Source organism: Natronorubrum sp. A-ect3 (assembly GCF_041821125.1).
Classification (GTDB): Archaea; Halobacteriota; Halobacteria; order Halobacteriales; family Natrialbaceae; genus Natronorubrum; species Natronorubrum bangense.
On the sequence record NZ_JBGUBB010000004.1, the window covers coordinates 157,512 to 170,935 of the forward strand.

Below are 13,424 nucleotides of genomic sequence, written 5' to 3' on the forward strand. Positions count from 1 at the left end.
CTCTGTATGCCGATAGCCTCGAACGGATCCGTCTCGTTGTACTACGACCGCGATGGTGAGGGTGATCCTGTCGTTTTCGTCTCCGAAGCCGGTCTTGGCGGCTGGTCGTGGGGCTGGCAACACGCCGCCCTCGCTGGCCCCACCGAGGTCGTCGTCTGGGACCTGCGCGGGACGGGCCGCTCTGACGCGCCGCCCGGCCCATACTCACTCGAGACGCTCGTCGACGACCTCGAAACGGTGCTGGCCGACTGTGAGATCCGAAAAGCCCACCTCGTCGGCTGTGGCCTCGGTGGGGCGGTCGCGCTTTGTGCTGCTCGAGACTCCAGCCGCGTCGAGACGCTGACGCTTTTTGGCACCGCAAAAAGCGGCGACGACTACGCCCTCGAACCACTGTTCGCCCCGCCGGATGACCACGAAGCGCTGCGGGAATCGCTTTCGGCCGGGCTCTCGGATGCCTTTCTCGAGGCCCAACCCGACGTGCTCGATGGAATCGTCGACTGGCGTGCCGATGGCGATGCCGACCGAGAGGGCTGGGAGGCACAGATCGACGCACTCGAGGGCTTCGACGCCAACGACTGGCTGGTCGAGGTAACCCAGCCGACACGGGTGATCCACGGCAGCGAGGACCAACTGGTCGACCCTGCGGCCGGGCAGGCTCTCGCGCGTGGCTTGCCCCGCGGGGAGTACACCGAACTCGAGGGGGCGGGCCATCTCTGCTTCATCGAGCGCTCGCGGACGGTCAACGACCGACTCGTGGGATGGGTGGCGACGGACGAGTAGTCGGTCCGTCAGCTCGGAAGCCGGTTCGTTCGCTCGAGGACGACGAGGACGACGACTGACGCGCCGAGGAGGGCAGCAGCGCCGCCGAACACCGCATCGTACGTCAGCCCGGACTCGATGAGCAGTCCGACGACCCACGAGCCAAGCGCCTGCATGAGCATCCAACTCGAGCTAAAGACGGCGTAGGCGCTGCCTCGTGTCGAGTCCGGGAGCGTGTCGAGCAGGTACGTATCCGTCGCGGGAAACAGGGTATGGATGACGAATCCGATGATGCTGGTGAGGACGAGCAACGGAAGCAGGCCGTCGACCATCGTCAACGCGAACATGCTCGCGGAGAACGCCCCGACGATGCCGAGCAGGTACGGAACGTGCGGGAGTCGATCGGCCAGGTCGCCGCCGAAATAGAACGCGGGGACGCCGGCGGCGAAGACGATCGTGAGCATCGTCCCCGCCATTCGGTCCGAGAGCCCTTTCGATTGCATGTACAGCTCATAGAAGTTGAACAGCCCCTGCCAGACGAACGACGCCGCGCCGACGATCACCAGTGCGGTCACGATGAGCCGCCACTCCGACAGCGCGCCGGCGACGAAATCGCGGTCGTCCGCACCCGCCGCCGGCATCTCGGTTCCTCGCGCGGCAAACCACGTGTAGGCCGTCACCACTGCTGCTCCGACGGCGATCGCCCACAGCGAGAGTCGCCAGTCGATGACCAACGTGAGCACGACGAACGGGGCAGCGATCACCGCGGCGATCTGGTTAGCCGCCCCGTGGATGCCCATGACCTGTCCGATCCGGGATGGGTACAGCTCGCTCAACAGCGGGTTCGCTGAGACGAAGTAGACACCCGAGGCGATTCCCATAAAGAAGGCCCCAGCCATGAGGTGTGGCACGGTTGTCGCGGTCGCAGCGAACGCGGACGACACCGCGAGGATCACGCCGGAGCTGAGTACGACCTGATGGCGCGGGACTTTCGTGAGCAACCAGCCGGTCGGAAGCCGCAGCGAGGCGCTCCCGATCCAGGCGAGGGTCACGATGAGGCCAGCGGTCCCCTCACCGATCGCGAACTCGCTGATGAAGACGTCCAAAAGCGGCGCGAAGATGATTCTGGCGAGGTTGACGAGAAAGACGAGTCCACAGAGGGATGCGAGGAGTCGGGCGCGGGCCACGACTGCTATTTTAAACAGTGGCTCTCAAGCGTTCCGAAACTGAACCGAACCTGTGCGTTTGGAGACGACTCGAGGCGATGTGCCAGCGCTGTGTTCTCGAGTCCACGCCCCAAAGTTCCGCTCGCAGCCGCTGGACGCTATCTCCGATGAGAGATCGACGGCTACACGCACGTGATACCGTCTCGAATTCGAGTATTCGACCGTCATTTCGCGCTCTCATTTTTGAGGTCGTTCAACCAGGGCTGCACAGCGGCTGACGTCTCTGTGTGGATAGATTTGGGCGTACGGCCATCGAGGAGGGTTCTGTCACGATAGATGGGCGCAGACAGTCGACTGGGCCGACATGCGACCGAAGCATTTAGTTGAATAGAGACTCAATCGTACTATGAACACAAATGACTGGGCTATCAGAGTACGTTAGAGCGTTGTTCGACACACTGTCGAACCGCACGGAAGAACCGGTCCAGCACGGCATCTATGCTGATACCCGGTCGAGAGATGGGCTCTACTCGATAACCAACACCCAGCCCGGAACGAGCACCTACGCCGCGGGACAGAGACCGATGGACCACGAACACGCCACAACTGCGCCGCCCGAAGCCGAGGACCCCGCGACGCTCGACTGTGAGGATCCACAGACGTGTCCCACCTGCAGTCCGCTCACGTCCAGTGCTGACTGAGACGGGCTCTTATCCCGAATGCCCGGTGTGACGCTCGTCGCGCCGGACCCGACGGACGAAAGTCCGTCTGTCGTGTTATTACTATTGTCTCGAATTCGAGAGTCGACTCGAGGACGGACTCATTGTGCTGTTCGTGGTTGCGGCAACGTCGGCTCGTGGCAGAAAGCCTATCCATCCTGAGTTGCCAGTACAGAGCAATGAGTCAGCTCCGTATCGCTGTCCTGAACGCAGCTCATCAGGATCAGAACACAACACGGAACTTCCGGCGCGAACTCGACGCCTCGCTGTCGGAGTTCAACGCAACCGAGGGCGAGGTGCCACACGGCTTCGAGTACGATGGAGCCGTCGTCACCGGCTCTCGATCGTCGGTGTACTGGGATGAAGCGTGGATTCAGGCCACGAAAGAATGGGTCGGTGACGCAATCGAGCGCGATATACCGTTTCTCGGCGTCTGTTGGGGACACCAGCTGCTTGCGGACGTTCTCGGCGGCACCGTCGAGGATATGGGTGTTTACGAGGTCGGGTACAGCGAGATCGAACACTTCGGCGAGTCGCGGCTGTTCGACGGCATCGACGAGTCGTTCACGGCCTTCACGAGCCACTCCGACGAAGTCTCACAGCTTCCCCCCGGTGCAGAGCCGCTCGCGACGAACCAGTACTCCAACCACGGCTTCCGAAAGGATCGCGTCTTTGGTGTCCAGTTCCATCCCGAATACGACCCGAAGACGGCCCGCGAACTCGTCCACCGCAAAGAGCTCTCCGACGAGCGCCGCGACTCCGTCCTCGAGGAGATTACCCAGGATAACTACCAACAAGCTTGCGAGGCGAAACTCGTCTTCGAGAACTTCCTCGAGTTCGTTCGCGAAGTGAATACAGCCGATGTGGCCGCCGAGTCGGATGTGCAGTCCCCGTCCGTTGGTTCGTCCGACTAGCGGGCACTTTTTCCTGAGTCGCAGCCGGCGGCGGTTCTGTGACGTCGACGCTGGGTGAGGTGTTCTCGAACCGAGTCGACAAAACGAGCAACAGCGGCAGTGAAACCCGAGTCAGACCGTCTCAGTCGGCTGCAACTTCGACGCTTGCCTCGTCGGCTTTGCCGATCGCTTCGATGATGAGTTCGGCGACGTCAACGATCTCGATCTCGTCCTCGTAGCCGCCCGTTTTACGACCGTCTTCGTACATCGTCATGCACATCGGACAGGCGACGACGAACTTCTCGACGTCGGGGCCGGCGTCGGTGTCCTCGAGTGCCTCCCGGATGCGTTCCTCGCTCGGCTTCGGTTCCTCTTCGAAGTCCATCCAGAGGCCACCACCACCACCGCCACAGCAGAAGGCGTTGGCGCGGTTGCGGGGCATCTCATCGAGCGTACAGCCCGTCGCTTTGATCAGCTCACGCGGGGCCTCGTACTCGTCGTTGTATCGGCCAAGGTGACACGGATCGTGGTAGGTGACGGTGTAGTCGAGTTCAGTCCCGGTGAGTTCGAGGTTGCCGTCGGCGACGAGCTCTTCGACCGCTTGGGTCCAGTGGTAGACCTCGATCTCGCCGTCGTCGTTCCAGAACTCCTCGTACTCGAAGGGCATCATCGGGTCGTCGGCGAACTCCTCGAAGTCGACCTCCGGATACTCGTTTTTGAACGTGTTGTAGGAGTGAGGATCGGTACAGACGATCGTGTCGAACTCACAGTCGTCCCACGTCTCAACGTGGTGGCCAGCGAGTTCGACGTAGAGGAACTCTTCGCCGACACGGCGGATGTCGTTGCCGTCGTACTTCTCGTCGTCGAAGAGGATCCCGAAGCTGACATCAGCTTCCTTGAGAATCGTCGCCAGCGAGCGGGCGACCTGCTTGTTGCGCTCGTCGTAGCTCGGGAAGTCGCCGACGTACCAGAGGTAGTCGACCGTCTCTTCGCGGGCGTCGGCCACGTCGAACTCGAGGTCGTCGGTCCAGTCGCCACGGTTACGCGGCGAGTCCCCGAACGTGTTGCCGTTTTGCATGACGTTCTGGAAGACGTCCTGCATCGAACTCGAGATATCTCCCTGGTCGGTCGCCTGACGGTTGAGTCGGGTAAACGACTGGAGGTGTTCGATCTCGACGGGACAGGCGTCCATACAGGCCATACAGGCCATACAGGACTCCATCGTCTCCGTATTGATGACGCTCGTGCCGCCGTCGGCGATGATCGGCTGTTCCTCGCCGCCGGCGTCGAGCTCTTCGCGGTACTTTTTCAGGTCGAGGATGACGTCACGTGGATCAAGCGGCCGGTCGGAGGCCTTGGCCGGACAGACCGACGAACAGCGGCCACACTTGGTACAGGCGTCCTGATCGAGCAGTTCCTTCCAGGTGAAATCGTCGATGGATTCGGCGTTGGTCGCGTCCAGATCGGCGGGGACGTTCGGCAGCCGAGCGCCGGCTTTCTCGTCGCGAACGACGACGTTCGCAAACGAAGAGAGCATGTGGAACGGCTTGGCGTAGGGGATCCACGCAATAAAGAACAGCGCGAGCAGCGAGTGCGACCACCAGGAGAGCCAGTGGAGCGTCTCGGCGTTGAACGCGAGATTCTCCGTCGCCGTGTAGTTCGCACTCAGCGCGGCCTCCGTCGTCGGCAGGCCAACCGCACCGAACAGCAACGCCAGCCCGTAGCCGACGAAGCTGACCACTTCGTGTTCGGGCATCCCCGTGATGTAGATGCGAAGCCCCTCGAGGAGGAAGCCACCAACACCGAGGCCGAACAGCGTCCAGATGAAGATGTCGTCTTCGCTGGAGGTGTGACGGCCCCAGAGACGCTTATTTCGGACCCAGTAGCGACGATAGATCGCCATCCCGATCCCGACGACAAACAGCAGTCCCATCGCGTCGACCATGAACTGGTAGGCGAGATAGAAGTCGCCCTGCCAGAACGCGATGCCGAAGAGCAGTTCCGTGCCGTACTGTTCGACGGCGATGATCGTCGTCGCGATCAGCAGGGTCAGGAATCCCCAGAGAATAAACGAGTGCATTAGACCGCCGTAGAGATCCCGGTTGAACTGCTTCTCGTTCGAGAGGACGATCTTGGCTGCGCTGACGATTCGAGACGGCAACTCGTCGAGTCGTGCGAACGGGTCGTCATCACCGTCGGTGTACCGACTGAACCGCCGGTAGATACCGTAGGCGAAGACGGCAAGTGTGATTGCGACGAGGAGATAGAACACCGCATAGCCGGTGCTTCCGATCCCCAGGTAGGTTTCTCTCCCCACCTCTGTCTGTGCTATGATGTTCATATACAATGACGTGGTGGGATGTGACTTAGTTCTTGTCACACCCTTCGGTAGCCAATCACTACGCCTTCTTGCGAAAACCTGTCTATAGTTTCAAGTTTATAATTGTTTTCAATGTCTGGTTCGCTACCCCCCACGCTATCTGGCAACAGGCTTAAATAGCCACCCACCGGGAGTGTCCACCCATGAACGAAAAAACTGAGCAACTCCGCGATATCTTCACTGACGTCACCGACGGCGAGGAAACGGTCACTGAATCACAGGAAGACACCCGCGGCTCGCTCGAGCGAGACGAGCGAACGACCGCGGAACGTCTCGAGAACATCGTCGCACAGATGCGAGACCGATACGAGTTCGAGACGCCGTTGTCGGACGACGACCTCATTACGGTCGCCAAAGCCTTCTACGAGGACGAAAGCGACGACGAAATCGCCGCCGACATCGGTGTCGACGCCGACGAAATTTTCGAGGCACGGCTCTCACTCCACCTCATCGACGAGGCAGATGCCGACGAGGTCGACCTCGCGGCAATCCGTGACCGCGAGGAAGACAATGCCACGCTTGCCGACGAGTACAACGTCAGCGAAGCCAAAATTCGACGCTATCGGCGTGTCGCCATGGCCCAGGACGAATCGCGAGCGGCAAACGACCGCTACCGCGACGAGTTCGACAGCATTCTCGCGGATGCCGACCTCTCCGAGCGAATGGCGACCGACGTCCGCGAGGACGGCCTTGAGGACGCCACCGAGGGCATGGAAACGGACGTCGAGTTCTAGCTCGCTGATTTTCGAAACCGGCTGCGTGCACCGCTGGCCCACTCGAGACAGTCGTTGGCGCTTTCTGGAGACACCGGCTGCCGTCGGACACGAGAGTTTTTATCTAATCGGGCGGCCAGACGGCCCGTGTCTCGAGCCCAGATCTCGTTTAGCGACCTCCGGACGGCCGCGTACTGTCCGCGAAAGTGTTACTACCAGCGAACACGCGACGCCGACCGCGAGCCACCGCCGGAAGTCGAGGCGATTCGCGACCTTGCGACGCGCTATGAGGCGTTACTCGGGACACCAGCCAGCGCACTCGAGTCCGAACCGATCGCCGTCAGCGCCGTCCGGTATCGCGAGCAACTCGAGACGACTCGCCAGCGCCTCACCGACGGTGGCCACTGGGAACGACTCTGTACCCCTCGCGATCGGAACGTCCTCGCAACTGGACGCCGCTGTCGTGGCATCGTCCACAAGGTCCTCACAGACCCCCTCGAGCCAGCCCTGATTTCGGCTGGGAAGCCACCCGAACAGGGTGTCTGGGAGCCACAGTCAGTCTATGCCGTCGCGGCCGCGAAAGCGATCGCCTGGGAACACCAGCAATCGGTCGAGCGTGTCTGGCTCGAGTATCCTGCTTACGGCGTTGTTCGGTCGGTCGACCTGACGACACGCCGGAAAGCACGGTACCGGCGAGCGCTCCGGACGGTTCGGGAACTCGATGGGCCACCGGCGCGGACCAGCAACCGTTCGAAATGTGACGCCTGTGAGTTCGCCAGCGAGTGTGGCGTTCGAACACGGACGCTCCGGTCGTTGCTTGGGTTCTAACACCGGCGCTCGAGCCATGCCTCGATTTCGTCGGCCATCGCTCCGCGGCGGTGGATCGTCGCCGTCGAGAGATCGACGACGGTGCTTTCGGTACCCCGGGTTTCGCCCGCCTCGAGAACCACGCTGGCGGCTTCGCGAATTGCCGGATCGAGGGCCTCGGGTGTGCGAACGCTCCCCTGTCCGCTGACGTTCGCACTCGTCGCGGTGATCGGGGTGCCGGCGCGTTCACAGAGCGCGAGCGCGAGGTCGTGATCCGGCACTCGAACGCCGACTCGGTCACGGCCGGCCGTAAGTTCAGCTGGAATGGACTCTCGACGACGACAGAGTACCGTTACCGGTCCGGGGAGGAACCGGGCCATGAACTGGCGTTCGCGGTCGGTCGCGCGGACGTATCTCAGTGCCGACGGCACCGAGGGCACGGCAAACGAGATCGGCTTTGATCGGTCCCGTCCTTTCACCTCGAAGACGGCGTCGACTGCGTCGGGATCGAGCGCATCTGCCCCGAGCCCATAGACCGTCTCCGTGGGGTAGACAACGAGTTTCCCGTCGTTGATCGCGGCTGCTGCACGCTCGAGAGCATTCATTTGGTACAGATCGGCCGGTCACCGACAAAAGCGTATCGCGACCGCTCGAGACAGTTATATGAGGCCGAGACGCTCCTCGAGGGCGTCGTAATCGGGGAACTCGGGCCACTCGGTTGCGACCCACGCGGCCTCGACAGTGCAGTCTTCGCCGACCGCGAAGAACGCCACGCGAGGCTCGCTGATTCCGGTCATCCCGTCGAGCGCGTGGGCGATGCCGTAGTCGTCGGCGACCCCGTTGGCGGGATCTGCAAAGAGCGTGAACGGGGCGTCGTTCTCGTCGATGAACCTCGAAATCGCATACGGTGTCGACGCCGTCACGCCGACGACCTGCTCGTCGCAGTCGGCCCACCCCCGTTCGGTGAGTTCGTCCCAGACGTACTTGCCGACGAACGAGCCGATCATCGGCGTGAACACGAGAATCGTCCGTCCGTTGGCGACGAGTTCAGAGAGCGTTTGATCCTGCCAGAACTCGTCGGTGACCAGTGGCCGAGTGAACTCGGGCGCCTCGTCTCCGGCCGTTGGATGGTCGGTGGGGCCGAGATCGACGGCCTCGAACTCCGGCATTACTCATCACCGCCGTTGGCAACGGCCACTGTCTCGGCGATGGCCGTTCCCTCGCCGTAGGTCGTCTCGAGATAGTCGACGATATTCCCACTTTCGGCCATCGTCACACCAGTCCGCGCATCGACGATGACGGGCACGGTGCGGACGCCAGCGACGCGTTTGACGACGTCTCGATCTGAGTGGAGTGGTTCGACGAACCGAGACGTGTAGTCGAGGTCGTACGCCTCGAGCAGCCGGGTCACACGTTCGCAGTACGGACAGGCCTGCAGTCGGTAGAATGTGATCGGCGCGTCGCTGGCTGCGCTGTCGAGTGCTCCCATACCATTCATTGGGCAAACAGGCGGGTAAGCGTGTCGTCGTCGGCGAGTTCGAGGGATAATGGTAAACTGTTAACCGATTCGGCTACAAGGCACGATATCAATGGCGTTATCTCCGCTCCTCGAGGTCGTGGTTGCCGTCTACGAGGTTCCAGTCGTGGGCCTCGAGTTCGATCGGTCGACAGTGACGGTTTTCGGTGCGATCGCGGTGGCGGTTCTTATTGGTCTCTCCGGATTCTTCTCCTCTTCGGAGATCGCGATGTTTAATCTGCCGAAACACCGCCTCGAGGGAATGGTTGAGGACGGTGTGGCGGGGGCAGAGCTGGTAAAATCGCTCAAAGACGATCCCCACAGACTGCTGGTGACGATTCTGGTCGGCAACAACATCGTCAACATCGCGATGTCCTCGATCGCGACGGCGATCCTGTCGCTCCATTTCGGCGGACTGGTCGGGGTGTTGCTGGCGACGTTCGGGATCACCGCGCTCGTGCTCCTTTTCGGTGAGAGCGTACCCAAGTCGTACGCGGTCGAGAACACCGAGTCGTGGGCAGTTCGAATCTCGAAACCGCTGAAAGCCACGGAGTATCTGCTCTACCCGCTGATCGTCCTCTTTGATTACCTCACCCGGCAGGTCAACAAACTCACTGGCTCGACAGGGGCGATCGAATCCCCCTACGTTACCCGCGATGAGATCCAGGAGATGATCGAATCCGGCGAGCGCGAGGGCGTCTTGGAAGAGGAGGAACACGAGATGCTCACACGCATCTTTCGGTTTAACAACACGATCGTCAAGGAGGTGATGACCCCCCGACTGGACATGACGGCGGTCCCCAAAGACGCCGGGATCGACGAAGCGATCGAGACCTGTATCCAGAGCGGCCACGCCCGCGTGCCGGTCTACGAGGGGAGCCTCGACAACGTTCAGGGGGTTGTCCACATCCGAGATCTCGTGCGTGATCTCAACTATGGCGAAACTGAGGCCGAAGACCTGTGCCTCGAGGATCTCATCCAGCCGACGCTGCACGTCCCCGAGTCGAAAAACGTCGACGAACTGCTGACCGAGATGCGCGAAAATCGGATGCATATGGCGATCGTCATCGACGAGTTCGGGACGACCGAAGGGCTGGTGACCGTCGAGGACATGATCGAGGAGATCGTCGGCGAGATCCTGAAAACCGGCGAGGAAGAACCGGTCGAGCAACTCGACGAGCGGACCGTTATCGTCCGTGGCGAAGTCAACATCGAAGACGTCAACGAGGCGCTCGATATCGATCTCCCCGAAGGGCAGGAGTTCGAGACCATCGCCGGCTTCATCTTCAACCGTGCGGGACGGCTCGTCGAGGAAGGCGAGGAGATCACCTACGACGGCGTCCGCATCACCGTTGAAACCGTCGAGAACACCCGAATCATGAAAGCCCGACTGCGGAAACTCGAGGAGCCACCCGAGCCAGCGGCCGACGGGGACCCCGACGCTGATGAGGGATCAGTGACTCGAGACTGACCGCGCGTTCATGAGCTGTCTTCGACTTCGAGCATCCGCGCTTGCAGCTCTCGTCCCCGGTCGGACTCGACAGTGAGCTCCGGAACCGGGACCGCGGAGCCGTCTTCGTTAATCGCGACAAAGGTAAACGATGACTCGGTCGTACGTTCCATTTCACCGCTTCTGGGCTCTTCACGCCAGGCTCGAAGGCCGACGTGGACGCTCGTTCGCCCGGCGTCGTAGACGAACGCCTCAACTAATGCCGTATCGCCGATCCCGATCGGGCGCTCGAAGTCAAGTTCGTTGACGCGGGCGGTGACACAGGTCTCGCCGGCAAAGCGCATCGCCGACATCGCGCCGACCTCGTCTAACCACTTCATAAGGTTGCCACCGTGGAGCGTGTCGTTGTTGTTCGCGTGATTCGGCTGGACACGGAATCGATTCTGGATATGTGTTTCCAGGATAGTTGGCATAGCCACCTCTTCACAGGAGAGCATCAAGAAAACACCTACTCGAGTTGTAGCTCCGCAAGCGAGTCGTCACCGATCGACCGCCTCTCAGGCGTCCCGGCCCAGCTCCGCCAACAGATGCGAGACGTGAATCCGGTCGCTCGAGCCCTCGTGCATCTCAAACTCGACATCAGCTGCGAGGCGGTGCATGCGAGCCAGCTTGTCGCCCTGATATCGTTTGCGAGCCACCTCGAGGATCGCATCGAGGACTTCCTCGCCGTCTAATCCCTCGTCGACGAGCAGGTCGTCTAGGGCTTTTCTGGCGTCCGTGAACGCCCCGGCTTCGGCATCGTCGACCATCGCCTCGACCTCGTCCTCGAGGCCGACTTCGCCGATCGTCTCGTAGGCCGCCTGCATCGTCAACTCACCCTCGTTTTCGACGGTTGTCTGGGCGGCCAGCACCGCCTGCCGGAGATTCCCGCCGGCGTAGCCCGCGACGAACTCGAGGCCATCGGGCTCGTATGCAACGCCTTCGGCTTCGACGATCCGTTCTAAGACGGTGACGGTCTCTTCGCTCGAGGGAGCGCGCAGGGAGACGGGGAAACATCGCGAGCGGATCGGCGGGATGAGCTTGGTGGGCTGGCGGGTGGCGATGATAAACTGCGTCGTCCGGTGGTGTTGTTCCATGATCCGCCGGAGCGCCTGCTGGAAGTCCTCGCGAACGTCTTCGGCGTTATCGAGCAGGATCGTTTTGTACTCGCCGGAGACGGAAGCGTAGCTTGCGGATTCTTTGAGGACGTGATTGATCATATCCCGTTTGCTCATCGACGAGCGGCCGACGAGGAACTGGGCGAAGCGGGGATCGTTTTTGATCTCTGTTTTCGTGCGTCCGAAGAAGTCAGCGACGTTGATCTCGATCAAGTCGTTGTCCGGGTCAGCGTGTGCCTCCCGAGCGAGTGCGCGCGCCGCCGCCGTCTTCCCGCTTCCGGGTGGGCCCTGTAGCAGGAGGTTGATCGGCTCGTCGACGGCTTGCTCGAGATACTCACGAGCATCGTCCTGTGGCAACTCGGCCAGCGTGGGGGCGTGGGTGTCGGTCCACAGCGGCGCGTCCATCGCCAGATGGTAGGGCTGGGGTGGGTAAGAATCGGTCGATTATACTGCTGGATATCACGTACCGATCGCACGCGAGCGGTCGTCGTCAAACGCGACGAGCTGTGAGACGCGATCGGACGGGTACTGACTGTTGTCTGGCAGTGTTGGTCGTCGCCCAGTGGGTTAGGTGTCGGTGTCTTCTTCCTCGTCAGCCGCGTCTGCGATCGTAAACGTCGTTTCAACGGGCTCGTCCTCGTGCTCAAGCACTGTTGCAGCGTCGAGGTCGTCTGGATCGCCGTCGTAGACGACGGCCGTGAGTTCCGCGTCGTCGTCGACCGTGACGTTCTCATCGAACTCGATGCTGACGTCGGTGTGTTCGCCAGCGTCGAGGTCGTCGCTCGTTCGATCACGGCGCCGTCCTCGTCCTCGATAGCGACGAAGCCGTCTTCTGGTGTTGCCATGTCGACCGTGACGTTCTCGTCGCTTGCATCGACGACCTCGACGTACGGGTCGGTGTGTAGCTCGAGGTCGATCGGCTCGAGCACGCCGTCGCCGTCGGTGTAGATACCGAGGATCCGTTCGCCAGGTGGGGTCCCGGTCGTGTCGACTTCGAAGCTGACTTCGCGAGTTTCACCACCCTCGAGGGTCACTGCCTGTTGCTCGAGAACAGCCCCATCGAGTCGGAACACGACATTTTCCTGATTTTCTAACTCCGTTGGGTTAGTGATTTCAGCGGCGACTTCGATCGTCTCGTTCGTGGTCGCTGCTGCGGGCGCGCTGATCTCGTCAACGACGAACGAGTCGGTGAGCGCGTCGTCGTCTTCGACCGTCAGCACTGTCGCGGTGTCTGCAACCGGGAATCCGTCTTCGAGATACGGTCGATCGTCTGCGCCGTCGCTCTCCTCGTATGCGTAGGTTTCGTCGTTGGTGGTATCTTGATGGACCGTCGCGGTCAGGCGGCCGACGAGCTCGGCCTCGTCAGCTTCCACCGTCACGTTCTCGTGGCTGCCCGAACCGAGATACTCTGAGACCGCGAGTGGCTCATCGCCGCCGTCGGTGATAACGACGAACCCGCCATCCGAGAGCGTGACCTCATCGATGACAACGGAGTCGCCGTCGCCTTGCTGGTCCTCGAAGGAGATCGATGCCTCGGGATCTTCCTCGACACCGAAAATGGCTGGAGCTTGCCCGACGATGATCCCCGCGGCGAGTACGATCGTGATTGCGATCAAGATCGCGCCGACGCGTTTGATGGTTCCGAACGTCAATCTCGAACTCATTGTATGATGGTGTTGCTAGCCACGGAGAGACACCGAGTGGGAGTCAAATGGCGTTGCTAGCCGTTTAGCGGTGCAGCGATGTAAAACGTCGAGGTGATTCGCTACTGCTGTCGATTCAGCATGGGCTTATGAACGTCATGAGGCCACGATCCCCGTTCAGGTCGAGGCGGCTGCCGAACCGGTTTGCAAACCGGCTGCCA

Annotated in this window: 13 protein-coding genes and 1 pseudogene; 6 read left to right on the top strand and 8 right to left on the bottom strand. The window is 61.4% G+C overall.

Features of this window, described 5'->3' with window-relative positions; genetic code table 11:
- The first annotated feature begins 6 nt into the window (after nt 1-6).
- Nucleotides 7-780, top strand: coding sequence for an alpha/beta fold hydrolase (locus ACERJA_RS14685; protein ID WP_373609007.1), 774 nt, complete (start codon nt 7-9; stop codon nt 778-780).
- Nucleotides 781-788: 8 nt separating this feature from the next.
- Here ACERJA_RS14685 and ACERJA_RS14690 read toward each other — a convergent pair whose 3' ends face one another.
- Nucleotides 789-1,946, bottom strand: coding sequence for an MFS transporter (locus ACERJA_RS14690; RefSeq protein ID WP_373609008.1), 1,158 nt, complete (start codon nt 1,944-1,946; stop codon nt 789-791).
- 395 nt (nt 1,947-2,341) lie between these two features.
- On the opposite strand from ACERJA_RS14690, the gene ACERJA_RS14695 reads away from it, so the two are divergent.
- Both ACERJA_RS14695 and ACERJA_RS14700 read left to right on the top strand, forming a co-directional pair.
- Nucleotides 2,342-2,626, top strand: coding sequence for a hypothetical protein (locus tag ACERJA_RS14695; RefSeq protein WP_373609009.1), 285 nt, complete (start codon nt 2,342-2,344; stop codon nt 2,624-2,626).
- 197 nt (nt 2,627-2,823) lie between these two features.
- A complete protein-coding gene (locus tag ACERJA_RS14700) occupies nt 2,824-3,558 on the top strand; it encodes a type 1 glutamine amidotransferase (RefSeq protein WP_373609010.1) in 735 nt (244 codons plus the stop codon).
- 121 nt (nt 3,559-3,679) lie between these two features.
- Here the strand turns inward: ACERJA_RS14700 and ACERJA_RS14705 are convergent, their stop codons facing one another.
- On the bottom strand, nt 3,680-5,878 hold the full coding sequence (locus ACERJA_RS14705; protein WP_373609011.1) for a heterodisulfide reductase-related iron-sulfur binding cluster: 2,199 nt from the start codon (nt 5,876-5,878) through the stop codon (nt 3,680-3,682).
- Between the two features lie 182 nt (nt 5,879-6,060).
- Here ACERJA_RS14705 and ACERJA_RS14710 point away from each other — a divergent pair, with 182 nt between their 5' ends.
- Both ACERJA_RS14710 and ACERJA_RS14715 read left to right on the top strand, forming a co-directional pair.
- Complete coding sequence (locus ACERJA_RS14710) at nt 6,061-6,651, top strand: conditioned medium-induced protein 4 (protein ID WP_373609012.1); 591 nt, start codon at nt 6,061-6,063, stop codon at nt 6,649-6,651.
- A gap of 126 nt (nt 6,652-6,777) precedes the next feature.
- Nucleotides 6,778-7,458 carry a hypothetical protein gene (locus tag ACERJA_RS14715; RefSeq protein WP_373609013.1) on the top strand — a complete coding sequence of 227 codons (681 nt, stop codon included), beginning with the start codon at nt 6,778-6,780 and terminating at the stop codon, nt 7,456-7,458.
- Here ACERJA_RS14715 and ACERJA_RS14720 read toward each other — a convergent pair.
- From ACERJA_RS14720 to ACERJA_RS14730, 3 genes are read right to left on the bottom strand one after another with little or no spacing between them, the layout of a single operon-like run.
- The gene (locus ACERJA_RS14720; RefSeq protein WP_373609014.1) at nt 7,455-8,042 is read right to left on the bottom strand and encodes an L-threonylcarbamoyladenylate synthase; all 588 of its coding nucleotides are present in this window, start codon (nt 8,040-8,042) and stop codon (nt 7,455-7,457) included. The two genes, ACERJA_RS14715 and ACERJA_RS14720, sit on opposite strands and share 4 nt — an antisense overlap.
- A 54-nt stretch (nt 8,043-8,096) precedes the next feature.
- Nucleotides 8,097-8,606: a redoxin domain-containing protein gene (locus ACERJA_RS14725; protein ID WP_373609015.1), complete on the bottom strand. Its 510-nt coding sequence runs from the start codon at nt 8,604-8,606 to the stop codon at nt 8,097-8,099.
- Nucleotides 8,606-8,926 (bottom strand): glutaredoxin family protein, encoded by a 321-nt coding sequence (locus ACERJA_RS14730; RefSeq protein ID WP_373609016.1) that lies wholly within the window; start codon nt 8,924-8,926, stop codon nt 8,606-8,608. The genes ACERJA_RS14725 and ACERJA_RS14730 overlap by 1 nt, the downstream gene beginning before the upstream one ends.
- Before the next feature lie 100 nt (nt 8,927-9,026).
- Here ACERJA_RS14730 and ACERJA_RS14735 point away from each other — a divergent pair, with 100 nt between their 5' ends.
- The gene (locus ACERJA_RS14735; protein WP_373609017.1) at nt 9,027-10,424 is read left to right on the top strand and encodes a hemolysin family protein; all 1,398 of its coding nucleotides are present in this window, start codon (nt 9,027-9,029) and stop codon (nt 10,422-10,424) included.
- An 8-nt stretch (nt 10,425-10,432) separates the two neighbouring features.
- Here the strand turns inward: ACERJA_RS14735 and ACERJA_RS14740 are convergent, their stop codons facing one another.
- From ACERJA_RS14740 to ACERJA_RS14750, 3 genes and pseudogenes are all read right to left on the bottom strand, one after another.
- A complete protein-coding gene (locus tag ACERJA_RS14740) occupies nt 10,433-10,876 on the bottom strand; it encodes an acyl-CoA thioesterase (RefSeq protein ID WP_373609018.1) in 444 nt (147 codons plus the stop codon).
- Nucleotides 10,877-10,960: 84 nt separating this feature from the next.
- A complete protein-coding gene (locus ACERJA_RS14745) occupies nt 10,961-11,965 on the bottom strand; it encodes an AAA family ATPase (RefSeq protein WP_373609019.1) in 1,005 nt (334 codons plus the stop codon).
- A gap of 162 nt (nt 11,966-12,127) precedes the next feature.
- Nucleotides 12,128-13,224, bottom strand: a pseudogene (locus tag ACERJA_RS14750) (DUF4179 domain-containing protein).
- Nucleotides 13,225-13,424: the final 200 nt, after the last annotated feature.

Excerpts from the sequence above, each read along its gene's own strand:
- ACERJA_RS14745 (WP_373609019.1), bottom strand. The coding sequence starts at position 11,965 with ATGGACGCGCCGCTGTGGACCGACACCCACGCCCCCACGCTGGCCGAG.
- ACERJA_RS14700 (WP_373609010.1), top strand. The coding sequence starts at position 2,824 with ATGAGTCAGCTCCGTATCGCTGTCCTGAACGCAGCTCATCAGGATCAG.
- ACERJA_RS14735 (WP_373609017.1), top strand. The coding sequence starts at position 9,027 with ATGGCGTTATCTCCGCTCCTCGAGGTCGTGGTTGCCGTCTACGAGGTT.
- ACERJA_RS14720 (WP_373609014.1), bottom strand. The coding sequence starts at position 8,042 with ATGAATGCTCTCGAGCGTGCAGCAGCCGCGATCAACGACGGGAAACTC.
- ACERJA_RS14740 (WP_373609018.1), bottom strand. The coding sequence starts at position 10,876 with ATGCCAACTATCCTGGAAACACATATCCAGAATCGATTCCGTGTCCAG.
- ACERJA_RS14710 (WP_373609012.1), top strand. The coding sequence starts at position 6,061 with ATGAACGAAAAAACTGAGCAACTCCGCGATATCTTCACTGACGTCACC.
- ACERJA_RS14695 (WP_373609009.1), top strand. The coding sequence starts at position 2,342 with ATGACTGGGCTATCAGAGTACGTTAGAGCGTTGTTCGACACACTGTCG.
- ACERJA_RS14705 (WP_373609011.1), bottom strand. The coding sequence starts at position 5,878 with ATGAACATCATAGCACAGACAGAGGTGGGGAGAGAAACCTACCTGGGG.
- ACERJA_RS14730 (WP_373609016.1), bottom strand. The coding sequence starts at position 8,926 with ATGGGAGCACTCGACAGCGCAGCCAGCGACGCGCCGATCACATTCTAC.
- ACERJA_RS14685 (WP_373609007.1), top strand. The coding sequence starts at position 7 with ATGCCGATAGCCTCGAACGGATCCGTCTCGTTGTACTACGACCGCGAT.
- ACERJA_RS14725 (WP_373609015.1), bottom strand. The coding sequence starts at position 8,606 with ATGCCGGAGTTCGAGGCCGTCGATCTCGGCCCCACCGACCATCCAACG.